Origin of the sequence: Anaerotignum propionicum DSM 1682 (genome assembly GCF_001561955.1) — a bacterium.
GTDB lineage: Bacteria > Bacillota > Clostridia > Lachnospirales > Anaerotignaceae > Chakrabartyella > Chakrabartyella propionicum.
This window is the reverse complement of sequence record NZ_CP014223.1, coordinates 1,912,591-1,937,628: the sequence shown is the minus strand read 5'-3', so window position 1 is coordinate 1,937,628 and position 25,038 is coordinate 1,912,591. Positions and strand designations below refer to the sequence as shown.

Annotated in this window: 18 protein-coding genes; 17 read left to right on the top strand and 1 reads right to left on the bottom strand. The window is 37.2% G+C overall.

Features of this window, described 5'->3' with window-relative positions:
• Window positions 1-34: 34 nt before the first annotated feature.
• Window positions 35-1,861: a toll/interleukin-1 receptor domain-containing protein gene (locus CPRO_RS09010; protein WP_066050652.1), complete on the top strand. Its 1,827-nt coding sequence runs from the start codon at window positions 35-37 to the stop codon at window positions 1,859-1,861.
• A gap of 686 nt (window positions 1,862-2,547) precedes the next feature.
• Here the strand turns inward: CPRO_RS09010 and CPRO_RS09005 are convergent.
• A protein-coding gene (locus tag CPRO_RS09005) for an IS3 family transposase (RefSeq protein WP_096348663.1) occupies window positions 2,548-3,698 on the bottom strand; the annotation gives its coding sequence in 2 pieces (ribosomal slippage) (window positions 2,548-3,446 and window positions 3,446-3,698; 1,152 coding nt in all).
• 68 nt (window positions 3,699-3,766) lie between these two features.
• On the opposite strand from CPRO_RS09005, the gene CPRO_RS15495 reads away from it, so the two are divergent.
• From CPRO_RS15495 to ltrA, 16 genes are all read left to right on the top strand, one after another.
• Window positions 3,767-4,471 (top strand): copper amine oxidase N-terminal domain-containing protein, encoded by a 705-nt coding sequence (locus CPRO_RS15495; RefSeq protein ID WP_422664674.1) that lies wholly within the window; start codon window positions 3,767-3,769, stop codon window positions 4,469-4,471.
• Window positions 4,472-5,003: 532 nt separating this feature from the next.
• A complete protein-coding gene (locus tag CPRO_RS08990; RefSeq protein WP_066050644.1) occupies window positions 5,004-5,414 on the top strand; it encodes an RNA polymerase sigma factor in 411 nt (136 codons plus the stop codon).
• Window positions 5,415-6,108: 694 nt separating this feature from the next.
• The gene (locus tag CPRO_RS08985) at window positions 6,109-6,360 is read left to right on the top strand and encodes a DUF6870 family protein (protein ID WP_066050641.1); all 252 of its coding nucleotides are present in this window, start codon (window positions 6,109-6,111) and stop codon (window positions 6,358-6,360) included.
• A gap of 194 nt (window positions 6,361-6,554) precedes the next feature.
• Window positions 6,555-8,216: a recombinase family protein gene (locus CPRO_RS08980; protein WP_066050639.1), complete on the top strand. Its 1,662-nt coding sequence runs from the start codon at window positions 6,555-6,557 to the stop codon at window positions 8,214-8,216.
• A 2-nt stretch (window positions 8,217-8,218) separates the two neighbouring features.
• Window positions 8,219-9,898 carry a recombinase family protein gene (locus CPRO_RS08975; protein ID WP_066050636.1) on the top strand — a complete coding sequence of 560 codons (1,680 nt, stop codon included), beginning with the start codon at window positions 8,219-8,221 and terminating at the stop codon, window positions 9,896-9,898.
• Window positions 9,898-11,436 (top strand): recombinase family protein, encoded by a 1,539-nt coding sequence (locus CPRO_RS08970; RefSeq protein ID WP_066050633.1) that lies wholly within the window; start codon window positions 9,898-9,900, stop codon window positions 11,434-11,436. Before CPRO_RS08975 ends, CPRO_RS08970 begins: the two co-directional genes overlap by 1 nt.
• Before the next feature lie 11 nt (window positions 11,437-11,447).
• Window positions 11,448-12,359 carry a recombinase zinc beta ribbon domain-containing protein gene (locus tag CPRO_RS08965; RefSeq protein WP_082754303.1) on the top strand — a complete coding sequence of 304 codons (912 nt, stop codon included), beginning with the start codon at window positions 11,448-11,450 and terminating at the stop codon, window positions 12,357-12,359.
• Window positions 12,360-12,523: 164 nt separating this feature from the next.
• On the top strand, window positions 12,524-12,982 hold the full coding sequence (locus CPRO_RS08960; protein WP_066050630.1) for a helix-turn-helix domain-containing protein: 459 nt from the start codon (window positions 12,524-12,526) through the stop codon (window positions 12,980-12,982).
• Window positions 12,983-13,086: 104 nt separating this feature from the next.
• The gene (locus CPRO_RS08955; RefSeq protein ID WP_143148981.1) at window positions 13,087-13,965 is read left to right on the top strand and encodes a hypothetical protein; all 879 of its coding nucleotides are present in this window, start codon (window positions 13,087-13,089) and stop codon (window positions 13,963-13,965) included.
• 11 nt (window positions 13,966-13,976) lie between these two features.
• Entirely contained in the window at window positions 13,977-15,119 is a 1,143-nt protein-coding gene (locus tag CPRO_RS08950) for an AlbA family DNA-binding domain-containing protein (RefSeq protein WP_066050626.1), read from the top strand.
• 73 nt (window positions 15,120-15,192) lie between these two features.
• Entirely contained in the window at window positions 15,193-17,106 is a 1,914-nt protein-coding gene (locus tag CPRO_RS08945; RefSeq protein ID WP_066050623.1) for an ATP-dependent nuclease, read from the top strand.
• 3 nt (window positions 17,107-17,109) lie between these two features.
• Window positions 17,110-19,038, top strand: a complete 1,929-nt coding sequence (locus tag CPRO_RS08940) for a UvrD-helicase domain-containing protein (protein WP_066050621.1) — start codon at window positions 17,110-17,112, stop codon at window positions 19,036-19,038.
• A gap of 92 nt (window positions 19,039-19,130) precedes the next feature.
• On the top strand, window positions 19,131-20,330 hold the full coding sequence (locus CPRO_RS08935; protein WP_066050619.1) for a hypothetical protein: 1,200 nt from the start codon (window positions 19,131-19,133) through the stop codon (window positions 20,328-20,330).
• A 40-nt stretch (window positions 20,331-20,370) separates the two neighbouring features.
• Complete coding sequence (locus tag CPRO_RS08930; RefSeq protein WP_066050616.1) at window positions 20,371-20,952, top strand: SEC-C metal-binding domain-containing protein; 582 nt, start codon at window positions 20,371-20,373, stop codon at window positions 20,950-20,952.
• A gap of 108 nt (window positions 20,953-21,060) precedes the next feature.
• Window positions 21,061-22,368, top strand: a complete 1,308-nt coding sequence (locus tag CPRO_RS08925; protein ID WP_066050614.1) for a hypothetical protein — start codon at window positions 21,061-21,063, stop codon at window positions 22,366-22,368.
• A 695-nt stretch (window positions 22,369-23,063) separates the two neighbouring features.
• Complete coding sequence (gene ltrA, locus CPRO_RS08920) at window positions 23,064-24,362, top strand: group II intron reverse transcriptase/maturase (RefSeq protein WP_066050611.1); 1,299 nt, start codon at window positions 23,064-23,066, stop codon at window positions 24,360-24,362.
• The last annotated feature ends 676 nt before the right edge of the window (window positions 24,363-25,038 follow it).

Here is a 25,038-nt window from a genome sequence, read left to right as displayed (position 1 = left end):
TTACAATAAAATAAAAGTTGAGAGGTGGAATTATATGAATTATGAGTTATTCTTAAGTTACAGAAGAGAAGATAAACAAGTTGTGGATTTTTTTTACAATGATTTGAGTGATCAGAAACATCGTGTTTTTTATGATACTCAATCTTTGCTGTCTGGTGATTTCACTCAAGAAATAAAAACGGCCATTCAAGAATCTGAGCTGGTTGTTTCAATATTGACATGTCAAAGCATTAAACGAATGGTAGAGACTCAGAACGATATGGTTCGTCTAGAATTGGAAACAGCAAGAGAAGCACAAAAGGCTATACTTTTTCTGTGGCTGACTAATAATTTTGAGCAAAGTCAGCTATATGATCAGATGACTGTCTATGCAGAAGATGAGTTTATCGTTTGGCTAAGCAGGCAAAATATTATACCCTTTACATCGAAAAGTGATTCAATTAAAAAAATGAATGATAAAATTTTAGAAACTCTAGAGTTTGAAGTACGTAAGAAGTTTGATGCTATCCGACAAATATCTAAAAAAGAAAAAGACACTTGCTTGAAGTTTACTATTAATGGTAAACAGTATGAATATCACGGTACTTCTCGCTATTCATCCTGGGAAAAAAATTTTCTTCCTTATCAAGAAGGTGTTTTAATAGATGCAGCAAATCCTTTTGCAGTTAAAGTATATGAAGGTACATGGGACGGTAGTGATATGTTTTTAGGGGAAGGTCAGGTTTATTTAGAACAAAATGATCAACGCAAGTTAGTATATCAGGGAAGTTGGCTTAAGCTGCAATATCATGATAATGACGGAAAGATATATAATGAAAAAGGCGATTGCATTTATCATGGATGTCTGATTGAAGGTGAGAAAGCACTATATGGTGAAGAAATTTTTGAGGATGGTACCACGTTTCGGGGATGGTACAAGAATAATAAGCCTTTAACAGGCGATATGCGTTATAGCAACGGGGATGCCTTTGCAGGGAAGTTTAGAAATAATAAGCCGGATGGATTTGGGCGCATGCTTTATGCTGAAGGTGGATCTTATGAGGGAGACTGGATGGAAGGAAGTCCATATGGAAATGGAACTTTAATTTATAAACATCTTGGTAGTGAAATCTGGTATAGTGGGGGTTTTAGTAAAGGAAAAAAAACTGGTTGCAAAAGAGGATTTCCTATGGAGGTTAAAATCAAAAAAATAGGTGATCAAAATTTTAGACGTGTTTTTTTTAGTGAGGATGAGAGTCGTTTTGATGGGGTTTTTTCGGGACACGGAGAGTTTACCTATAGCGATGGAAGTAAGTATATCGGTAAATGGAGTAACGGAAAAAAAGCCTCTGGCTATTTGGTTGAAAATGGACAGAGTATTCAAATTGAAAATAATATTCCTTGTGGTATTACAATGGACAAACAACTATGGGATCGATTATTGTGTCTAATGGATGAAGAGTGGCGGGTATTGCACCTGCTCGCAAAAAAATCAAATGATATTTGCTTTGAGATAGAGTATATCTATAGTAAGAATTATGGTGGGTTGTTGGGCGATTTTGTATCAGAATATGCGAACAAGCTAGAGTTTGAATGCTCTCAGTTGTCAATAGAAGAATATCCTTTTGGGCAGCCTCTAATTCAGAGATTGGCTGTTTTTGTCCAGTTACCTCCAAGTTTACGAGTAAGATTACCGCAGGAGGAACTTAGTAATATTGGAGAGTTGCTTCGCAAAGAATTCCAGAGACGAAACAACGAAGATTCTATGGGGCTGGATTTTTCTCGATTGGATAAGCAGGCGGCTGAAGGATTTCAAATTGAGGAAAAAACTTCTGATAAGACTGAAGGTCGCATTGATTGGAGTGAGTTTTTTGGTAGATAATATGGAAAAGAAAATGATGTTCTACACACAGAAATTTAAGATGTCACCTCGCAATATAATAACTTTTCGATTTTATGAGATATAAAATGGAAGGGGCTTTCCTTTCACCCTACCTTGGAAACGTGGCAGTTACTATAAAATTTGCAGGAAAATTATAGCTGATGGCTACTCTCACCCCACGTTGAGACGATAGCGTTAATGACAAGGGTGGACAAGTAGGGGCGTGAAAAAACTTTGAAACAAGAGAAATCCGAGAGATGGGAGGGCATCCCTGACTCTCGGATTTTTTTGCTGGTGAGATAAGGATGAGTGAGTTTCTTGGATGGAAGCCGTAGGAGGAGTTGACAGGATAACTTTGGGGCAGGTTGAGGAGATAGGGCTAACGGGGATTCAAAAGAGCATATCCATATTAAATTGGTTAAAGCGGTTGGTTATCAAAACTTAAGATTAAACTATCTACATACATTTATTGAAATATTAGGCAAAATTTGTTATTATATATGTGGAAAAAGAGTATCGCTGGGACATTAATTAATGTTATAAAATTAGAGGAGGATTAAAGAAAATGAAAAAGCTAACATTTTTATTTATAACATTCGTGTTACTTTTAAATTGTTTTGCCTATGCTGATGACTCCATTAATGTAGTGAACCTATGTCAATAAAGTGGACACCAAAAGTGCGACTTTATACCATGCCTATGGCAGCCTGATAAACTGCATCAGGTGTCTGATAATTTAAACTGCTGTGAATTCTTTTACGGTTATACCATGATTCTATATATTCAAAGATTGCAGTAAATGCATCTTTTGAATCAATATATGTTTTTTGATGGACTTCTTCTTTCTTGAGCAGTGAATGAAATGATTCAATACAGGCATTGTCGTATGGACACCCCTTCCGGCTAAATGAATGCCGAATCCCATGCTTGAGAAGGTACTTTTCAAACAGATCACTTGTATATTGAGTTCCGAGATCACTGTGAAGAATAATTCCTGTTGGCTTTGATGTATTCATGCAGGCATTTTCAACTGCTCTCAATGCCAGCTCAGCGGTCATAGAAGTTCCATATGCCCAACCAATTATTTTTTTACTATAGAAGTCCATAACGGAGGCCAAATAAGTCCAACCATCCTTTAATGTGTGGATATATGTGATATCCGTACACCACTTTTGATTGATACCAGTGCTTGAAAAGTCCTGCTTTAATATATTTTCTCGTTCAATAACTTGCTGGTTGCTGGGATAATGACGGTATTTCTTAACCACAATAGAACGCAATCCAAGAACTGTCATGTGTCTTTGTACACGTTTTAAACTGACACGGTTGCCATTAGAAATCAGTACCTTTTGAATTTTAGGTGCGCCATAACGTTTTTTACTATCATAGTATATTGTTTGGATTTCTTTATCGAGTTTCTGACAGTCCAGTTCTCGTAGGGATGGTACCCAACGCAAGCGTTTGTAATAAGTGCTGCGACAAATCTTAAGCACCTTACACATGACATTGATAGGATACTGAGTTTGATGTTCTTTTATGAAGGCAACAATTTCGTCTATAGTTTTTTTGCGAATATGGCTGTAGCTTTTTTTAATATTTCATTCTCCATTTCAAGTTGAGCCATCTTTTTCTGGAGTTCTTTATACTTTTTCATAGAAACTGTGGCTCCATTATCGTCCTCGACAATTGGAGAATAAAGTTTAATCCATTTGTAAATAGTCTGCTCGATTAAGCCATATTCACTTGCAAGCTTTGTAACTGATGTGCCGGCATGATAAAGATCAACGATTTGTTGTTTGAATTCTTCTGGGTACCTGTTACCTGATTTGTGGGTCATGTGAACACACATCCTTTCAATAAGATTTTACTGTGTCACACTTTTGATGTCCACTAAATCATACTAACATCATAGTATTATGTGGAAAAAAACTTGAGTTTGATGTAGAGCCTACAGTTATAAATGGAAGAACGATGTTACCTGTAAGAACAATTTTTGAAGCACTTGGGCTAGGTGTTGGATGGGACGAAAGTACAGGAACAATTATAGGTACTAAAGATGGTTTAGTTATCACACTACAAATAGATAATAAGGAAGCAAAAGTAAATGATAAAGCCATGATGCTAGATGTACCGGCAACAGTTATCGACAACAGAACTGTTGTTCCTGCAAGGTTCGTGGCTGAGGCGACAGGTGCAGATGTAGATTGGGACGGTTCAACTCGTACTTTCTATATAGATACGACAATAGAAAGTAATCTTAACGTTTTTGGTGGTAATGTAAAAAATGTAGAGATAAAATCAGTCAAATCAAATATCTTTTCCGAGAATGACATAGAGTCTGCCATCAATACCGTAATCGCATATTTTAAAGCAGAATTTTCGGGCTGTACGCTTACAGAAATAGTCTATGCTGGAGATGACAAACAAGAATTTGCATATCTAGCTTCTCAATATAATGCAGATGAGGTAATTGTTCTTGTGTCATCGTTTGATGTTGATTCTTCTGGAGGCGATGGCTCATTGACTCCCAATAGCACTTATTCAGACTGGAAATGGATATTGGTAAGAGATCGGGGTGGACAATGGAAGCATTTCGATCATGGCTATTAAGGGATATAACTATTAATAAGCATTCAGGCCTACCAAATGGTATTCTTTTATTTCTGCAAGACAATTAAGACAGTGTACAGATATATGTTTGGGTTTGAGTTAGGATTGTGCCATATCGTCCATATGTGATTTTAAAATAAAGCCATTTTAAAATAAAGAAATTATACGGGATATCCTGTAAATAAATTATAAAAACAAGAATGCAGTGCTGGCGCTTGAAAGAAGCTCCTGACACTGTTTTTTTTATGCCATTATATGTTGCAACTGAGGAATTATGATAGCCATCTTAGGATGACCACAAGGGCAAGAATAGCTCCTCCAAGAGGTGTTATTGTGCCATACATCTACATTTTGTCGAATAATGTTATTATAACAACTGATAATTTTAAATTAAACAGTGTTATGCCTTTTTACCCTAAAGGTATAGCACTGTTTTCTGTTTGCAGTTTTAAAAAAGTAGCACATGGTTGTCGTTCTCCTCCTGTTTGAATTTGTCCATAAAAATAAATTCAAAATAATGGAGGAAAATATAATGCCATTTTATGTAACAATAACAAATTTGCAAGGCGAAGAAATTAAAGTTAAGGTTTCAGTTGAAATATTTGAACTTTTTGAAGAAGAACGAAAAGAGATTGCGCGTTTGCGCAAAGAGAAAGAAAGACACGCTTTTGATGAAGATGTGGAAAGTGATATTGCTGGATATTTACATAGCCTTCGCACAACATCCTTGGAAGAAAGAGCTATGCAAAGGCAAGAATTAAAATCCGCTGTTGATGTGATTAAAAGCTGCACACCTGTTCAGCAAAGAAGATTTTATCTCAATCGTATTTTAGGCTATTCCTTTACTGAAATTGCAGCAAAAGAACATTGCTCGGAAAGAGCAGTAAAGTATTCAGTTGATACTGTAATCAAAAAACTAGAGGAATTAAAAAATTCTTTATAAAACATACTTCAAAACGGCCCTACTTCTGTCCTATATAGTAGAGGGGTAAATTTACTAAGGTTTATTCCCTCGTTGCAGCTTGAAAATTGAATATCGGTATAGAAGTTTTTGCTTTACTTGTGTGAGCACCGAAGTAAGACCGTCAAGACCCCCTGCAAGGTGTTTCACCTTGTAAAAAGATAATTTCAAAGGGTACGAGCGATCAGTCTATGGACTTCTAAAAACAGTGGTTCTGTGTAATATGCCAAGACAACAAGTAAAGCAAAACATCAATCCGTGTCCAACGGTAAAAGGGATATTCTGCGAATATGGTGGACAGCTTAGTCACCTGTCATAACACCTATCGGCGGAATAATGCAGCCTGCATCATCACTTGTGATGAATAAACCTGTAAGCTAACTTCTATACTCCCGTATCGGGGGCGAGCAGTAGGATAATCCTTCAGTACTTTTGCTTTGCAAAAGCCACCTTCGGTGGTCTGACTTCTTTCAGATACCCATTATCCGAAAATACGATACAGCTTCATATAAAGAACGATTACAAAGGGCAGATAGTTTATTTTTGAATAAACACAAATTCTCTGTCCTCTTGTATCTGGTGAGATGCAAGACTTGTCCCCACAAGGTAATAACTTCTTGTGGGGCATGGTGTTGTATTTGATTAAGAAATGAAAAAAGATTTGGAGGTTATGAATATGAATGGTATTGATTTTGAAGCAATGAAAAAGGTAGATGTGAGAACCGTTAACCGTTCCACACTCAAAGATATTAACGATGTTGTTGTAGATATAGCACTTCCCAAAGAGGAACGACTTCGTAGCTTTATTGAGCAGATAGGCAACCCATATTGCTACAAATGTGGTGATTTGGTAGTAAAGGTATCTTTTGCCGAAAATACATCGGCAACTTTAGAGGATAGATTGGAGCATTACCTTTCGACAATGTGATTTTTTAAATGCAATGGAACAGTGTTGACTTTAGTGCTTTAAAGTGATATCTTTAAAACCAAATAAGCAAACCTTTGAAAATCCATTGTGAATGTTTTTGGGGAATTACATTTACTCAGTACATTTTCTTTTTGAAAATGCCGATTGCGATGCAATCGTTCCGATCTTTTCGGGTACATAATGGAGGTTTCAAAATGGACAAATTAAATACAGATACAAAATATCGTGCAAGTATCTATCTCCGTCTTTCGAAAGAAGATGGGGATAAATCAGAAAGCGACAGTATCGGCAATCAAAGAGATTTGATTCATCATTTTCTAAAGGACAAGCCGGACATCGAGGTTGTTTCGGAACGAATTGATGATGGATACAGTGGTGTCAACTTTGACAGGCCGGCTGTAAAGAAAATGATTGAAGATGCAGAGAATGGTGTTATCAACTGCATTGTGGTAAAGGATTTATCACGCTTTGGTCGTAACTTTGTGGAAGTGGGAAAATACATAGATCAAGTGTTTCCTGCTTTGAGTATCAGAGTGATATCTATCAATGAAAACTTTGATAGTATCAATGGTCGAAGTCAAAGTGATAATATTTTACTGCCGTTTCTCAGTTTGATTAACGATGCTTACTTGCGTGATATTTCGATAAAGGTTCGGAGCCAGTTGGAAATCAAACGCAAAAAGGGCGATTTCATTGGCTCTTTTGCTGTTTATGGGTATTTTAAGCACCCCGAAAATAGACATAAACTTGTGATAGATGACTATGCTGCTGATATTGTCCGAGATATTTTCAAATGGAAAATCGAGGGGCAAAGTCAGCAGAGAATAGCCGACAAGCTGAATGAGCTTGATATTCTGTCCCCTATGGAATATAAAAAATTCTGTGGGATGGAATATCAAACAAGTTTCCAAACCAATGCAAAAGCAAAATGGTCGGCCGTGGCTATTGGGCGTATACTCAAAAATGAATTTTACGTGGGGACTTTGGTGCAAGGGAAACGCACGACCCCAAATCATAAGGTGAAAAAGACGGTAACGAAGCCAAGTGATGAATGGATAAGGATTGAAAATAATCATGAACCTATTATCACAAACGAGGAATTTGCCATTGTCAATGAACTCTTAAACAGTGATACAAGGGTTGCTCCACACAAAACAGAGGTTTATACCTTTTCGGGACTTCTCTACTGTGCAGATTGTGGCAATCAGCTTGTTCGCAGCAGTGTATGCAGGAATGGGAAAACCTATTTTTACTATATGTGTGGTAAAAATAGAATTACAAAGAAGTGTACTAGCCATCGCATCAGTGATACAGCCATTACCGATGGTATTTTGGTTGCGTTAAGACAACACATTGCAAATATTGTGGAGATGGAACGCATACTGAAATACATTGACACCCTTCCATATAAAAGTACCAATGTAAAGAAACTAAATGTTCAAATTATCAGCAAGGAAGATGAGGTAAAACGATATGAGCATTTAAAAACAGCACTTTTTGAAAATCTTTCTGACAGTATCCTGGATAAAAATGAGTATCTTCGTTTGAAGTATGTTTATGATGAAAAGCAACAATCCGCAGAATTGGCAATTACAAATTTAAAGCAAGAAATTGATAAACTGATAAAAAATCGTACCGAGGAAACCTTGTGGATAGAAAAATTCAAGCTCTACCAAAATATTGACACCATTGACCGAAAAATAGCGGTCAATCTCATTAACAAAATTACGGTTTATGACGATAAAAGGCTTGAAATCAGCTTTAAATACCAGTACAATTTTGACCTTGCTCTTTCTTTCATTCAAAGTATGGAAAAAGAAATATCGCCCCGAAATAAAGTGAAGGAGGCGGTATAATAATGGCAAGAGTAAGCAGAAAAAACAAGGCTCAGGCGATCTTGGAACCAATAGAACACGTTTACAATACAGCAATTTATATCCGTCTTTCTATAGAGGATAGTGGCACAAACAGCAGTGAAACCATTGAAACACAGCAATATATGGTGGAGCAGTTTGTTAATGCTCAAAAGGATATGAAACTGTATTCACTTTACCAAGATAACGGTTTTACAGGCACAAACTTTCAAAGACCAGCCTTTGAGCAGATGATGGACGATGTGAGAGATCGAAAGATAGATTGTATCGTAGTAAAGGATTTATCCCGTTTTGGTAGAAACTACATTGAAACAGGCTATTATCTTGAAAAGATATTTCCGTTTTTAAATGTACGCTTTGTTGCTATCACCGATAATTATGATACCCTGAAAAATAGTAGCAGTGATGATATGGTTGCCTCCCTTAAAAATATCGTCAATAGCTTAGTAGCAAAGGATATATCTCATAAGTCGGCCACTGTTCTTCACCAGAAACAGCAAAATGGCGAATATATCGGAGCCTTTGCTCCCTATGGTTATATGAAAAATCCAGATAAGAAAAACCATTTAATGATTGATCCTGTAACAGCGCCTATCGTAAAGGAAATTTTCAAGTGGAAAATTGAAGGCATTGGTTATATTTTAATTGCAAGAAAACTAAATGAAATGGGTATTCCCTCGCCATCGGTATATAATTACCAAAACTCTAGATACAAGGCAAAGAAAATTCCAACGGGAAAAGCTACAATGTGGCAAGGACAAATGGTAAAGCAAATTATAAATAACTTTACTTATACAGGAAATGTGACGCAGGGAAAAACAGTGGAATCCCTTTGCAACGGGTTACCCCTTACCAAGAAAGATAAAAAACAGTATATAGTGGTGTATGGTACGCACGAGGCGATTATTGATGAAGCAACTTTTCGCAGATTAGGAAATACGATTGATGAGGTTGCCAAAAAGCGGAAGGCGAACAGCGAGAAATATCCTTTTACAGAAAATATTTTTAAAGGCAAGGTGTTTTGCGATGAGTGTGGGCAAAAAATGATACGCTATAAAAATGCAAAAAAATCTGCTAAGACACGCTATGTCTTTCTTTGTAATCAATACGCACACAATTTACAGCTATCTAAATGCAGCAAAAAATGCTTGGGTGAGCCAGAGCTTATCAATGCCATTCTTTTAAGTTTGAGAGCACAAGTAGAGTTGACTTTTTCATTGGAAGATAAATTGAAAAAGCTGAAAAGTACAAAAAAATACATAGCAAAACAGAAAAAAATCAAAACCGATTTAGTAAATACGGAAAAGCTGATTACTAAGAACTTGCTGTTATGTACAGCACTTTTTGAAAATTACACTGACGGGACCATACAACTAGTAGAGTACAATCGCTTGAAGTCCGATTATCTAAAACAGGCTGAGGAACTGGAAGAAGCCAAAAACAGATTGCTAAAAGCACAAGTTTTAGATGGAAAAATATTATCCCCACAAAATGAGTGGATCAAGGCTTTTAGAGGGCAAAAAGATACCACAGTATTAAGTCGTGAATTTATTGAGCTGATGATTGATAAAATCATTGTTAGTGGATATAACGATGTAGAAATTGTATGGAAATTCGCTGATGAATTAGCGATTCTCACTGAGTTTGTGGGAGGTGCTGCATAATGAAAACCATTGCGATATATCTCAGACTATCAAATGAAGATATAAATGAAGGGGAAAGTAACAGCATTTCTAATCAAAGGGATTTGCTTATAAACTACATTTCCACAAATAAAGACCTACAAGACTATGAAGTTTTGGAGTTTATTGATGATGGATATAGCGGAGCAACTTTTGACCGCCCTGCACTGAATAAACTGCTAAAGTTGACTGGTAAAACAATTGATGTCGTAATGGTCAAAGACTTTTCCAGATTTGGTAGAAACCTTATTGAAGTTGGAAATTATATTGATCAAGTATTTCCCTTTTTAGGCGTGCGATTTATTGCAGTCAATGAAGATTACGACAGTAAAGACTATAAAGGTAGTACCGCAAGCATTGATGTAGGGCTAAAGGCTTTGATTTATGAAATGTATAGCCGAGATATTTCCCAGAAAATACGAGCAGTGCAGAAATCTAAGTTTCAAAAAGGTGAATATCTTTGTACTTTGCCATTGTATGGTTATATGCGTTCGGAAATCGAGAAAAACAAGTTAATACCAAGTCCCGAAACCGCGCCTATTGTGAAACGAATATTTGAGCTTGCTTGTGAAGGGAAAACACCAACGCAAATTGCTGTGATTTTTAATACCGAAGGTGTGCCTTCTCCTTATATGTACCATAAAGAAAAAGGTACAGACAAAATGAGAGGGTGGAAATTAAGCAGCGAAAACACTATTTGGACGAATGCCATTGTTCATCGTTACCTTAGCGATGAGCGATATACAGGTAAACAAATAAGTCGCAAACGTACGAAGATTGATATTAACACAAAGAAAACTATGCTTCTTCCCAGAAGTGAATGGATAATCTGTGAAGATGCTCATGAGCCAATTGTTTCAAGAGATGTATGGAAGCAAGCACAGCTGGTCATGAAACCATATAGGCCTAAGCCATATACAATCGCAGACTATAACCTGTTTAAAGGATTATTAAAATGTGAGCATTGTGGGCGAACGCTTACTTTTTTCAAAAACATAAAAGAACCTTGTTATCGTTGCGCAACAAGAAGGTTTGTTACTTTTTGTGAGTGTAAAGATGTTCGTATCAATGAACAACAGCTAAAGGATTTTGTTCTGTCTGAAATGCAAAGGAAAATTAGATTATTTATTTTTGAGGATATTAAGAATGGTAAATCCGATAAAAGCAGTTTTCAAGTTGAAATTGAATGCATAGAAAAACAGATAAGACAGCTTGATTGTAAAAAGACTTTACTCTTTGAGAGTTTGGCAGATGGCAAGTTGTTAAAAGAAGATTTCAAAGAAAAAACGGCGGAGTTATCTCAAAAGAAAACAGATTTTGAACATGAGAAAACAGCGTTACTTCAAAAACTAAATGATACTTACGTAGTTAAGGATAATGCAGCAAAACATTTAGGCAAATATGCAGGAGTGCAGGAACTTACCCAACAGCTTGTAGCAGAGTTGATTCAAACAATAAAGGTTTTTCCCGATAATAGCCTTGAAATTGTTTGGAACTTTAAAGACTGTATAAAAGATTAAGTTATTTTTTTATGTATGTCTTGACACAAGCTAACGAAAAATATATGGGTGATGCCCTGATGCAGAAAACCTATACAGTGGATTTTCTGACGAAGAAAAAAGTGATAAATAAAAGTATCGAACCGCAGTACTACATAGAGGATAACCATGAAGCGATTATCCCAAAGGAGTTGTACCACCGAGTACAAGAGGAAAAGGCACGAAGGGGTGCGATCTACCGACCTGCATCTAAAAAAGCAGATGCACCTTCTGTCAAAGGTAAGTACAGCGCCAAATATGTGCTGTCCGACATTATGGTATGTGCAGAATGCGGTCAGCCCTACCGCAGGCAGGTATGGTCGAAGTATGGTGTGAAAAAAGCCGTGTGGCGCTGTGACAACCGCCTCAAGCACGGTTCTAAGAGATGCAAGCATTCCCCCACCCTGAAAGAAGACAGCCTCCATGAAGCCATTATGACCGCAATTAATAACGTGGTAGAGGATCAGGGAGAATTTGTGCAGGCATTTCGAGAAAATGTCATCCGTATCATCGGAAACTACTCAGCACAGGCAGAGCCTACGGAATACGATGAGCAAATCGAACAGCTTCAACAGGGAATGATGAAACTTATCGAGGAAAGCGCCAAAACCGAGTGTGCAGATGATACATTTGATAAAAAATACCGCATTATCGCAGATGAAATCAAGGAGCTAAGGAAGAAAAAGACAAAGGTGCTTCAAGAACGACACCTGGCAGAAGCCTATGAACAGCGTCTGCAGGAGATGAATAGCTACACGAAAAAAATCAACTACTTAAAACGAGAGTTTGACGATGACCTTGTCCGCAGACTGCTTCAAACAATCCGAGTTATCAGTGAGTGCAAAATAGAAATTCAATTTCAATCGGGCATCGTAATCCGACAAGATGTCCTGTGTGATGATTAAATGACGGCAGGAGCCGAAAGACTAGCGGTTCCTGCCAGCATATAAAGTACTGTTAAGAATAAAATCCTCAGACAGTGGGCTGAGGGTTTTATTGTTGGCAGCGCTATTCTATCGTACCTTGACAGCGTATCGGAACACCGATATAATGGAAATAGGTGATGAAAATGACAATACAACAGCTTATGCAGGACATGAATATGTCCCGCTATCGTTTATCAAAAATCAGCGGGATTCCATGGGCGACTCTCGCAGACATATATTCGGGAAAAACACATCTCGACCGATGCGGAGCAGGAACGCTTTCCAAGTTATCCAAGGCTCTTGGTCTTTCCATTGAGGGACTGCTGGAACTGGAATCTGAACCTATAGAAACCGCACCGGATGGTAAGCCCCATAATAAGACATATCTGGAAACCGGATTATCCAGCAGCATTCAAAAGGCAATCAAGGATTACCTGCAAGGTGAAAAAGAACAGGTTCTGCATCTTGATTGTCTGTCGGATGAATTATATGGAGCCATTAATGCTGACCTTTGGTCAGGTATAATTACAGAGGAACAGGCCGGCTATCTGCGTGAAAAATATCTTGGACTAGGTGGAAAGAAGGATGGAATACATGATTGATTTTACATCCTGTGAAGTGAATAAATTCAGAATCCACACCAAGATAACTTTGAGCAACTGGTTTTGTAATATAGGAGGGGTGTCTTATGCCAATATTAAAGAATATGGAAATACCAAAACCACAAAATTGGCAGGACTTTGAGCGATTAGTCGAAAGCTATTTAAGGATGAAATGGCCTAATTGCATGATTGCTTTATTTGGAAGTGGCGGGCAAACTCAGCATGGAGTGGATGTTTATTTGCGAGATAAAAATGCCTCTTTTGTTGGAGTGCAATGCAAAAAAGTAGAAAGACTAACTTATGCCCAAATTCAGAAGGAAATTGATAAAGCGAAGGATTTCACTCCCACGTTGACAAATTATATTATTGCTACTTCTATGAAAAAAGATGCCCGGCTACAGGAAAAAGTGAATATTCTAAATTCACAGCATTTTGAAAAAGGGTTATTTTCAATAGATATTCTTTTTTGGGAAGATATCATTGCACTGATTGTATCGGATGAAAAAGTATTTGCTCAGCATTATCCTCAGCTTTCACCGGACAAAGGAAGAGCAAATAACTGCACTACCGTGCACGCTGCAAATATAAAGGATTCTGTCATAGGAAATAACATTACAATAAATACATCTAAGAATCAAAATATCAAGAAAACTCCGATTCAGGACACTATTGGCAGTAATACATACATGAAAAATTATGTGAAACATTTAATTGATAGATATCATGAATTCAAGAAGGCCACTGAAAACATGGACAGGAGTCCAATGAATTATGCATTGCTTTACAATGCGATAAAGAGAGAAATCGGTTTTAAGTGGGATGAAACTCCTAATGAACGTTTTGAAGATCTGTGTGAATTTTTACAGAGAAAGATTGATAATACCATATTGGGAAAGAAACAGAAATCACAGGGGATCAAAAATTACAGTACATATGATGAATTTCAGGTTAAGACACGCGGAGCAGTGAGGAAGCAAACTTAAGGAGATGGTCTATGAATATACAAGATTTAACCGAGCAGGTTGCCAATTTGATTTCCTTAAAACAAGAAGGAGACCATTGGGATTTTAAACGGGAATGGTATATCAACAAGGCGGATCTTCTGCATGATATTATTTGTATGGCAAATAATTTATCAAGCCAAGACGGCTTGATTATTATCGGTATTGATGAAGAAAGAGATTATGAGATACAAGAAATGGTAGATGATTCTAACCAGAAGAAAACACAAGATTTAGTATCTTTTTTGCGTGACAAGAGATTTGCCGGTGGAATCAGACCCACTGTTACAGTCCAATCAATTCTTTTATCTGAAAAATCTATTGATGTAATAGTCATACATAGTGATCGCAATACTCCGTATTATTTGACGGAACAATATCAGGGAGTTTATGCAAATAACATATATGTTCGCATTATGGATACCAATACGCCGAAAAACTCTTCGGCTGACATTAATATTATTGAAACTCTTTGGAAGAAGCGTTTTGGAATAGATGCGACAGCACTTGAACGTGTCATTCTGTATTTGCAAAGTCCATCAGATTGGGTTGACTCGGCTGATGAATCCAGAAGGTATTATAAGTACGCACCGGAATTTGTAATAGAACAGATCTCGGCTGCAGATGACAGGGACGGTTATGAGTTCTATCTGTTTGGGCAATATGATAGTCGTCCTCACTGGTATGATATCAATCTCTATTATCATCAAACATTATTAGATTCTTTGGGAGGAGCAGCATTAGATGGAGGCCGATATTTCACGGCTACTCCTAAAATAGAAGGGCTATCTTTAGACGGAAATAGAATGGATTGGGATATTAGTTACAAGTATCTCATTAAAGAGTCAATAGAGTATATCGTTCATAAATTTTATATTACTGATGACATGGATGAGGAACAAACATCAAGGAGACGTTTCTTAGAGTGCATACTTATCTTTGAATCAGAGATTGAGAAGGTAAGATTTGATAAATTTGTGAAAGAAAATTATGCTAACTATAATGCTGATGATTTTGAAGGTATGCTTCCACATTTCCCCAATATAGAGGGATATGTAATGAGTGCTTTTAAAAAAGATTATTTAAATGCACTTATTTTGAAAAAAATGTTAGATGACTTTAGGGCCACTTTTTGATGAATTGATCCTTAATTATTTGATTATATTATGGCTTGTATATGCAGAATATAGAAAACTGGGAGGTGCAACTATGTATTTGTCTTCATTACAAATAAAAAATTTTCGGTGTTTTAATGATGATGGGCACATCATTAATTTTAATCCAGGTTTAACTGTTTTGGTAGGAGAAAATGACTCAGGTAAATCGGCTATAATGGACGCTATCAGAATTGTACTTGGAACAACAGATTTCGGCTGGATTCGTATAGAAACAAATGACTTTTTTAATGAGGACATCTCTCGAGAAATTAGTATTAGTTGTAAATTCACTAGTTTGACCCCAGATGAGCAAGCCTACTTCTTGGAATGCTTGACATATGAAAAGAAAGGAGCAGTAAATACGCCTTGTTTGTATTTACACTGGAAATGTAAATATTTATTATCATTTAAACCACCCAGGCCAGTTTCTTCATTTTCTACAGGTAAGGATGGTAATGGCCCTGCCCCATCCTCGGAAGCTCGTGAGCTGCTACGTATTACATATTTAAGAGCCCTGCGTGATGCTTATAGTGATATGCAAGCCGGAAGGCATTCACGTTTATCTCAGATTGTCCAAAACATACCGGGTTTAAATCAAGGAAAAAGTGAGTTTCAAGACGGAATGGATATACATGAATTGTCATTGGTAGGTATTACAAACTTATCAAACAATTTGTTGGCAGCTCATCCCTCTCTTAAGTCAATAAATGATGATATGACAGAAATATTAGGTAAGCAAATGCTCCTAAAAAAAGATATCATCAAAACAAGATTTGAGGTGGCAGGTTCCAATAGCAATGATCTTCAAAAGACATTGGCTCTTTTAGAAAAACTTGACTTGGCGGTCGATAAAAATGCAAGTGCTATGCAAGGTAAAGTTGGATTGGGCACGAGTAATATTATGAGTATGGCATGTGAACTACTTTTACATAAAGAAGCTGAAACGGAAAAGAAATCATCGTTCCTACTTATTGAGGAGCCGGAAGCTCATGTGCATGCCCAGCGGCAACTAAAGTTAATTCAGTCTCTTGAAAATGAAGCAGAAAGCAAGCAACAACAGATAATTATTACAACACATTCACCATTGTTAGCTTCTGTGGTAAAAATAGATAATATTGTAATGGTAAAAGAAGGGCAAGTGCTTCCATTGGCAAAAGGTCATACAATGTTGGATGATGATGATTACAGGTATTTGGAAAAGTATTTGGATGCTACAAAAGCCAACTTGTTTTTTGCACGAAGTGTAATTATTGTAGAAGGGCCTGGAGAAGCTCTGTTACTTCCTACCATAGCCAAATTATTAGGATGTAGCTTTACGGATTTCGGAACTTCATTAGTTGATGTTAGAAGTACAGGTCTGCGTCGCTATGCAAGAATATTCCAACGTTCCAATATTGATGATACTTGGGGCATTAAAGTTGCCTGTGTTACTGATAGAGATGTTATGCCGAACTGTGCTCCTGGTATTTGTATTGACGAAAAGTATACGCTAGATCCGTCAACATGGCCGAAAAAGGAAGACCGTAATTGGAGAGCAGAAGCGGATTTTACGTTGGAAGAAGCGACCTCTCATCTTAAGAATATAAAGCAAAAAGCAGATGGACAACAGGTTGTAACATACATCGCAGATCACTGGACTTTGGAGTATGACTTGGCTTTTGCAGGCTTAAGTCATAGTAAAATGCAAGAGGCTTTAATTAGGGCATTAGTTAAAGTAAGCTACGCTAAGCAAAATTGGGATAAAAAAACAGATGATATTAAGACAGCAATCAAAGCATTACCTACGTTAGAGGATAGATCCTCTTATTTCTATAAATATTTTGCGAAGAAGACCGCATCTAAAGCGGATTTTGCACAACAGTTTGCATTTGAACTTGAAGATGCTTTCACAGGAAATGTAAGTGAGTTAAAATCTATGTTGCCAAGTTATCTAGTGGATGCAATAGAATACGTTGCAGGGGAATAAATCATGGGAATTGAAAGGTTGGAGCAAATCAAAATTACTGATGACGATATTACTTGGGTTGAGTCCATTATGGGATTTCGCTTTAATAATGATAGAGTCAACATAATTAAAAACTTAGAATCAATAGATGTCCAGGCGTTTCCGGGAAGCGGAAAAACGACCACACTCATTGCAAAATTAGCAATTTTAGCAAGAAAATGGCCATACAATAATTCAGGTATATGTGTTCTGTCACATACAAATGTTGCGCGTGAAGAAATTGAAGAGCGATTAGGAAATACAGATATTGGAAGAAAGCTTTTGGCGTACCCGCACTTTATTGGGACGCTTCATTCCTTTTTTGATACATTTGTTGCATTGCCTTGGATTCGATCAAAAGGCTTTTGCATGAATATGATTGACTCAGATGTTGTAAGAAAATCTCGCTGGTATATGCTCCCTCGTGGCACAAGAGTGTATTTAGAGAAGAACTATAGAGACGCACAAATTTGTAGCTACAATGGGAATATAGGACGTATAGACTGGGACAAACAGGGTGAAACACGTCAGAAAATTTTAGAAGCAATACAGAAGTCTCAAAGTGATGGAAACTTTACATTTGATGAGATGTTGCTATATGCAAAGCAAGCGTTTGATGAATGTGATTCTCTACCTGTTGGACTGCAGCAGCGATTTCCAATAATTTTTATTGACGAAGCACAAGATACTAATTCATTTCAATGGGAGCTAATTCATAAGGCATTTCCGGAAGCAAGCGGCATGACGATTCGACAGGGATTTGGTGATAGCAACCAAGCAATTTATAATTATGTTAATGAGATCGTTGAACGACCTGCGTTCCCACGTCCATCACCACTGTTGTTGAGTGAGAGTAAAAGATTTGATAATAGAATAGCACATTTAGCAAATACTGTAGCTATTTCTGCGGAACAAATGAAAGGTACAGAAAATGATTTTTCTGGAAAACAAAGTAGCCATACACTTTATTTATTTTCAAAAGATAAGGTTGGACAAGTCATTGAGGAGTTTGCACAACTTTTGTTAGATACTTTTTCTGATGAAGAATTGTTGAAAAATAAGAAACGTGGATGCCATGTTATTGGAATGGTTCATGTGAAGAAAGACGAAACTACAGAAAAACAATTTCCCAAAGGCATATATGACTATTGGCCGAATTATGAAGCTAGAAGAACAAGCAAAAGTATAAATCCTAATAGCCTTATAGAATATTTTAGAATGGGACGCTTTGAATTTGAAAAAAACAATGAATTATGCGCACAAATAGAATGGATTGCAAAAGGTATCCGGAGACTCATCAACAAGGCAAAAGGTCAAAATTTAATAGCCGCAACCAATAATCCTTTTTTATCAATTATCAAACAATTTCCTGAAGAAAAACAGTTGGAGATACGAAAGGATTTTTATGTATTGTCTTCTGCTGATATTTCGAAAGAGGAAGAGTGGCAAAGCGTAGTTAGCATTTTGAAAGATATTTTAAAAGGACTTGATTTGACAATAAATGAAAAAGTCAAGGAATTTATAGCATGGACAAATGAAAACTATTTCAGTTGTAATGCCCAAGAAGCAATACCACAAGTGATGCCAAATCATTATGTTTTTGAGGATAAAATAAGTGAACGTTGCGTTGATTTGGAGTTCGGCAGTATTCATTCAGTAAAAGGAAGAACACATTTGGCTACTTTGGTATTAGAAACCTATTCAAAAGCTCACAACATGAAAGCTATACTTAAATATCTATGCAATAAGCCACCCAAATCTGTAGGGTCGAATCATAGTCGCTTAAAGTGCCAGTATGTAGCTATGACGCGTGCGAAAGCTTTATTATGTCTTGCAATGCCAATAGAGTTTGTTGATGATAAGGCACAAAAATCATTGCAAGATACAGGTTGGACGATAAAAGTTGTAGACTAAAGCTGTAAAAATAAAGCTCTTGAGGGTTTTATTAGAACAATTCAAGCGAATATGAAAGTAATGGCGTATCGGGCTGTTGGTGAGGTGAAAATATGGATTCAGAGAAGTGGTTATGGCCTTCAGAAAATATGGATTTTGAAAAAGTAGATAATGCTGAGTACCAAGTTGAAGTAAAATGGAGTAAGAAACCATTTTGGGATTATAAAAATCTATCGTATCAATTCTATAATTGCGGCTTTCAGGTCTTTAATAACGTTATTGAAAGTGGTCACGATAATGTTAAGTCGGATATGTGGTTTCTAACTGGAATTTTTATGATCCGGCAAAGTATGGAGTTGGGACTAAAGGCGCTATTATGCAGAATATGTACAAAGAAATCTGAAATACAATCTGTTTTTGAAAAATGTTGCCATAATTTATCTGCACTTTGGGCGGAGTATTATTCTGATGATAAAGAGAATTATTTAACACAAGAAGAAAAGCAATGGTTGGAAGAATACTTCATTTCTCTAGAATTAGTAGATGCACAATCAGATATGTTTCGTTTTCCATTTGAGGACGATTTTCTTTCTAAATACAGGAATAAGTTTATTGATAATGTAGATGTAGCAAATAATTTACTCCAGGCATCTGCTCTCATTAAAAAGTGTATAGAATGTGGTATAGTAAGTTCGGATGATAGTTTTGATAATAATCTTAAGCCAGAGTTCTTTATTATGGCATCACATGGAATCGGCAATTGCTATTTGTGGCAGAGTTTGACCGATGAAGGATTTCATGTGAAGATAACAGGTTATATAGCGGTTGCAGATTTCATTTTTAAAAATAAAGAGCTACATAATGAAGAGAAACTATATCCATTAATGTTTACGTTAAGAAATGCATTAGAACTGTGTTTGAAGAGACTTTTTTACAGCAGAGTTGAAAAAGGCGTATCAAAGCATGCTTTTTTTTCAAAAAGAAAGAGTCACCTAATAAAAAAAGATCTCTGGAAGAATGTAAAACCGGTTATTTTATATTATGCTAGTGAACAGGGACAAGATACGGATTTAATAAATATTGTAGAAAAGCAGTTGGATGTAATTAATAGAATTGATAAAAATGGAGATAACTTCAGGTACCCAACATCCTATAGCTTGGAATATAGAATTAATAATAGACGGTTTGACTTGAAGAATATATATGAATTTATGCGGGCATTGTTGAATTTTTTTGAAGGCTGCGATTCAATGTTAGATGCTATAGCGGATTATGAATCAGAAATGAATTCTTATTACAGTAGCTATTATTAAAAACATTTTGTCGGTTAAAATATTGATAGGAGATTATCGAATGGGTAAAATAGCTACACCACAAATTATTACAGAGCAGATTATGGAGCTGTGTCAATCTATATCTGAATATCAACCTATATATGTTCCAGTAAAAGCAAGTTCAAAAAGTCGTTTTAATGAGTGCTTTCCGAACGTCGCTGAATATGTTGAAGAATATGGTGGTCAAAGTGTATTCGGTAGATGCATTTGGCAAAGAGCAAACGTTTTAATCGAAGCAGAAGCACATGCTGTGTGGAAGTCTCCAAACGGTGATTTAATAGACATTACTCCTCACATCAATGAAGAAAAGTCGATCTTATTTTTAATTGAACCCCAGATGGTATATAGAGGTAATATAATACCTAGTATCCGAAAAGAATTGACTTCATCCCCGTTAGTGGCAGAATTTATTTCTCTCTTTAATGAACGTGACCAAATAGCAGCAGAGGCCAACGGTAATACATATACATTAACAACAACTATGCTTAAAAGGATGTATGAAATAGAGGAGTTATTGAATCAGAAGGTTGGTCGTAATGATCCATGTCCATGCCAATCTGGAATTAAGTATAAAAAATGCTGTAGTCAATATATGGCATAAAGAAGTGATTGTTCACATGGTCAACAGTTATGTATTATAAATATGCATATAATATAGTGCTTAATATTGATTTAGAATAAGAACTACTCCAGAAAGGAGGGATGAAAAATGGTATTGTCAGAAAAACTGAAGAGTCTCATACAGAGTATTGCTACAACGCCAGAGTTCTGGAAAATCAATTATTACTTACGATCAATGAAAAAAGCACCACACGGCGGTGTCTTTCAGATTGGATACCCAAACACATTTTTAAAATATTACTCCGTACCCACATATCTGTTTTTTACGCCTAATGCCGAAATCCCGGCTCCTGTGTTGGATACAGCTGATAAATTTCGTGCGATGATTAATTCTGCAGATGTTGATGCTGAAGAATTATTGCGGTATTGCCTAAGCATTGACCCGGATGATCTAGGGAACCCTCATAATGGAAGTCGGATGTATATTGCAACTTGCGGTAAGATAATCACTTACGTCGGACGCAACGAGATGGAGCATATGGACGCTGCTTCTAACGCCATCGAAGGAAAAATAGGCTATTTGGACAACTTCCATATTGATGAAGAAAGCCTTGTTTTTCTCTTTATTTTCACCCTTATGGAAAGCTTTGCTCACAGGATTCATGATATAGACGAAATCGTCAATTATGAAAAACTGATATTGCCTATTGATAAATATGGCCTGAGTGATGTGACAGATGCGGAATTTGAGCGGCAAGGGTTTAGGTTGAATGATAAATACTATCTCTACAATATTTTCCTTGATACGTCGATAGGGAGTCCTATATCCGATGTGCCGAAAACCATTGAGATAATTCAGGGAATAAGGCCACCTGTACAGATACTTACACGATGCGATGAAAATCTCGCGGTACCCTATTCACGAATGGTCAGCACGGCTACAGTGGATTTTCAAAAATGGCGTGGCATTACACTCAACTTCGATAATATTACTGAACAGATGAAGAGCGGCAAAGAAACCATAGTACATTTTGATCCTCAAACGTTACATAAAATCTTTGTTTACATCAAGCGCGGAGCTGATGAAACTGGGGCAGAGTTCTACCATGTGAATGTCGAACAACTCTGGAATCCTGATATATTTGCAGACGCTGAGCACGTAATCATGACTAATTATATTCACGGAACATACTATCCAGCGAGTGAGACATTTGAACATATAGACTTTTCTATAAACCAGTACGGCAGAGAAATCTTTGAAGCTAAATATCGCGATGCAGAAAAGTTGACCGGTGTTTCCATCGGCGTATACGGAAATATGCATTACAAGATATGGTGCACCAGGGGCAGCAATCTCGTACCTACGGTGTGGGCTGATCTTGTATGCGCATCACTTGATGTGCCATTCCGAAGCATTTTCATGGAGACATTGGCGGTACTTATACAGAGGATTTAATTTAAACATTTTCATACGCGAAGGTTGTATTTTTTTATGTAAGCATTAATTATTCTATCGCCTACGCCAAGGAAAAAATGCGTCTTTCAGGAATCCGATTCGCAGCATCTACACACGTTGAAGCGATAATAATGATGACGTATTGTGGTGATAAGGCTAAAAATGAGGTTTAAACCACAAGATGTTGGTGCGCCCAGCCAAGGGTGTGATATTTAACGGGTGGAAACCCCGTCCGATAAGGTGAAGCCCCACCATCGGTAGCAAGCCTAGAGTATGTTTCTGGTAACAGGGCATGCAAAGCAAAGGGAGTTAGGTAGCAGGGTCAAAAGGCAGTTTAGCTTCGAAATTTGTGGATGGTTCAGAGTGCCGACGCCGTCAACATAGCGGAAGGCAACACGCAGATATTCGTCAAAGGGTTAGATATCTGAGGCTCTGCGGAGTTAGAAGTCAGCCATGCTATACAATGATGTCACATCAACTGGGGAGAGCCTGCCGTGTCCACACTATGTGTGTATGAGTGGTATGCAGACAGAGATGGCTGCAGAAGCATGACAGGCAGTCGGATGGCCTGATAGTACCAATGAAGGTGGGTAATGCCACTGGAGGGAAGCGGAGAGTAGGTTGTTCCTCGCAACCTTGCCATACAAGTTCATATCAAAGAGGAAACATTAGCTACACACTGAGGTAGGAAACTGATGGAAACGAAATTGGAGAGAATATCACAGTTATCAAGAGAAAATCCGGATATGGTGTTCACGTCTATAGGACATCTGATAGACAAGGAACTGCTTAGGCAGTGCCATACGGACATGGATGGAAAGAAAGCTGTTGGCATCGACGGAGTTACAAAGGAGATGTACGGAGCGAATCTTGAAGAAAACCTGGATAAACTTGTGGAAAGTCTGAGACGGAAATCCTATAAGCCACAGCCTGCAAGGCGGGTGGAAATACCAAAGGACAACGGCAAGACGAGACCACTCAGTATCTACTGCTACAGGGATAAGTTAGTGCAGGAGGCGTTGAAAAGAGTACTCGAGGCTGTTTTCGAACCTCACTTCTACGATGAAATGATGGGCTTTCGCCCAAAACGTAGATGTCACATGGCAATTAAGAAATTAAATGTGATGATTGAGATGTGTTACACGAATTATATCCTTGATGCAGATATTAAAGGGTTCTTTGACCATTTAGACCATGAATGGATAGTTAAGTTCGTAGAATCAAGAGTCAAAGACCCTAACATCATTAGGCTGGTTAGAAGAATGCTGAAGGCAGGAATCATGAAGGATTTTCAGTATGAGGAGTCCGAAGAGGGTAGTGGACAGGGTTCTATTTGTTCACCTATACTCGCAAACATCTACATGCACTATGTACTTGTATGGTGGTTCAAGGAGAGGATACAGCCGAACATGAAGGGTTTCTGCGGATTAGTGGTGTATGCAGACGACTTTGTAGTCTGTTTTCAATACAAGCACGAAGCAGAAGAGTTCTACACGAGACTAAAACACAGGATGGGGCACTTTGGACTGGAGCTTGAGGAAAGTAAGAGCAGGCTGATTAAATTTGGGCGTTTCGCCGAAGCAGATTGCAAGCGAGAAGGAACAAAGCCAGAAACTTTTACCTTTCTCGGTTTCACACACTACTGTTCCAAAGGTAGGAACGGAAAGTTCAGAGTGAAGAGGAGAACCAGCAGGAAGAAATTCAGAAAGAAATGCAAAGAGATAAACCAACTTCTAAAGGGAGAACTTAGATTTCTACCAGTGAAGGAAATCATAAAGAAGCTGAACCAAATACTTGTTGGTTATTACCATTACTACGGGATTACTGATAACGGACCAAGCCTTGACAGATTTAGATTCAAAGTGATAGATATGTTGTTCTATTGGCTTAATCGAAGAAGTCATAGGGAAAGCTATACGTGGAAAGGACTTGAAGAGATGCTCAAAGTGTTCCCGATAGCCTATGGCAAGGTCTATGTCAATGTCTATGGATAACTGTTGAACAATTAGACTTGTAAAGAGCCGTATGCGGAAAAGCCGCACGTACGGTTCTGTGAGGGGTGCGTCTAGTAATGGGCGCGTCTACCTCGACTGGTTTTGGAGCGATTTTGGGGCTTAAAAATGGGCAAAAAAGTGCCGCTTTTGAGCCTTGAAAAATGATGAAAATATAGATGACATAGGGTGTTTTTACAAAATAGAGGGATATAAGAGGTTAAGTCTGGGTCACATCAAATGACACTTCGGCTTAACCTTTTTTAATATATATGGAAATATTATGCAGATGCATGTATAATAAAGTAAAAAGGTATAAGGAACGATGGATTCAATTTTTTGCACTTTTAAAACCCATATTGCTGATATAAGTTTAACTTAAGCAGTCTGGATTTGCAAAGTGTTTTTGATTTATTGATAATTAAGATTCCAGTTTTAGCAATACTGGGAAGTTCGCTAATTAGCCTTATTGCAAGTCTGTTTCTCTTTAATGTAGCTATAGTTATATTCTTTATCAAATAATAACCTGTTGTATAGGAATTATGAGTATGACAGGAAGTCTGTTTAACTACCGGATTTCTAACATATTTATGATAGATGTTTTAAATTATTGAGAGCTTAATTTGGGAGGATATAATAATGTTTGAATCAAGATGTGGTGTGTGTTGCAATAACTGCG

What these genes read in the sequence shown, in the direction of transcription:
- CPRO_RS09010 (WP_066050652.1), top strand. Translation starts at nt 35, where the DNA reads ATGAATTATGAGTTATTCTTAAGTTACAGAAGAGAAGATAAACAAGTT.
- CPRO_RS08990 (WP_066050644.1), top strand. Translation starts at nt 5,004, where the DNA reads ATGCCATTTTATGTAACAATAACAAATTTGCAAGGCGAAGAAATTAAA.
- CPRO_RS08985 (WP_066050641.1), top strand. Translation starts at nt 6,109, where the DNA reads ATGAATGGTATTGATTTTGAAGCAATGAAAAAGGTAGATGTGAGAACC.
- CPRO_RS08980 (WP_066050639.1), top strand. Translation starts at nt 6,555, where the DNA reads ATGGACAAATTAAATACAGATACAAAATATCGTGCAAGTATCTATCTC.
- CPRO_RS08975 (WP_066050636.1), top strand. Translation starts at nt 8,219, where the DNA reads ATGGCAAGAGTAAGCAGAAAAAACAAGGCTCAGGCGATCTTGGAACCA.
- CPRO_RS08970 (WP_066050633.1), top strand. Translation starts at nt 9,898, where the DNA reads ATGAAAACCATTGCGATATATCTCAGACTATCAAATGAAGATATAAAT.
- CPRO_RS08965 (WP_082754303.1), top strand. Translation starts at nt 11,448, where the DNA reads ATGTATGTCTTGACACAAGCTAACGAAAAATATATGGGTGATGCCCTG.
- CPRO_RS08960 (WP_066050630.1), top strand. Translation starts at nt 12,524, where the DNA reads ATGACAATACAACAGCTTATGCAGGACATGAATATGTCCCGCTATCGT.
- CPRO_RS08955 (WP_143148981.1), top strand. Translation starts at nt 13,087, where the DNA reads ATGGAAATACCAAAACCACAAAATTGGCAGGACTTTGAGCGATTAGTC.
- CPRO_RS08950 (WP_066050626.1), top strand. Translation starts at nt 13,977, where the DNA reads ATGAATATACAAGATTTAACCGAGCAGGTTGCCAATTTGATTTCCTTA.
- CPRO_RS08945 (WP_066050623.1), top strand. Translation starts at nt 15,193, where the DNA reads ATGTATTTGTCTTCATTACAAATAAAAAATTTTCGGTGTTTTAATGAT.
- CPRO_RS08940 (WP_066050621.1), top strand. Translation starts at nt 17,110, where the DNA reads ATGGGAATTGAAAGGTTGGAGCAAATCAAAATTACTGATGACGATATT.
- CPRO_RS08935 (WP_066050619.1), top strand. Translation starts at nt 19,131, where the DNA reads ATGGATTCAGAGAAGTGGTTATGGCCTTCAGAAAATATGGATTTTGAA.
- CPRO_RS08930 (WP_066050616.1), top strand. Translation starts at nt 20,371, where the DNA reads ATGGGTAAAATAGCTACACCACAAATTATTACAGAGCAGATTATGGAG.
- CPRO_RS08925 (WP_066050614.1), top strand. Translation starts at nt 21,061, where the DNA reads ATGGTATTGTCAGAAAAACTGAAGAGTCTCATACAGAGTATTGCTACA.
- ltrA (WP_066050611.1), top strand. Translation starts at nt 23,064, where the DNA reads ATGGAAACGAAATTGGAGAGAATATCACAGTTATCAAGAGAAAATCCG.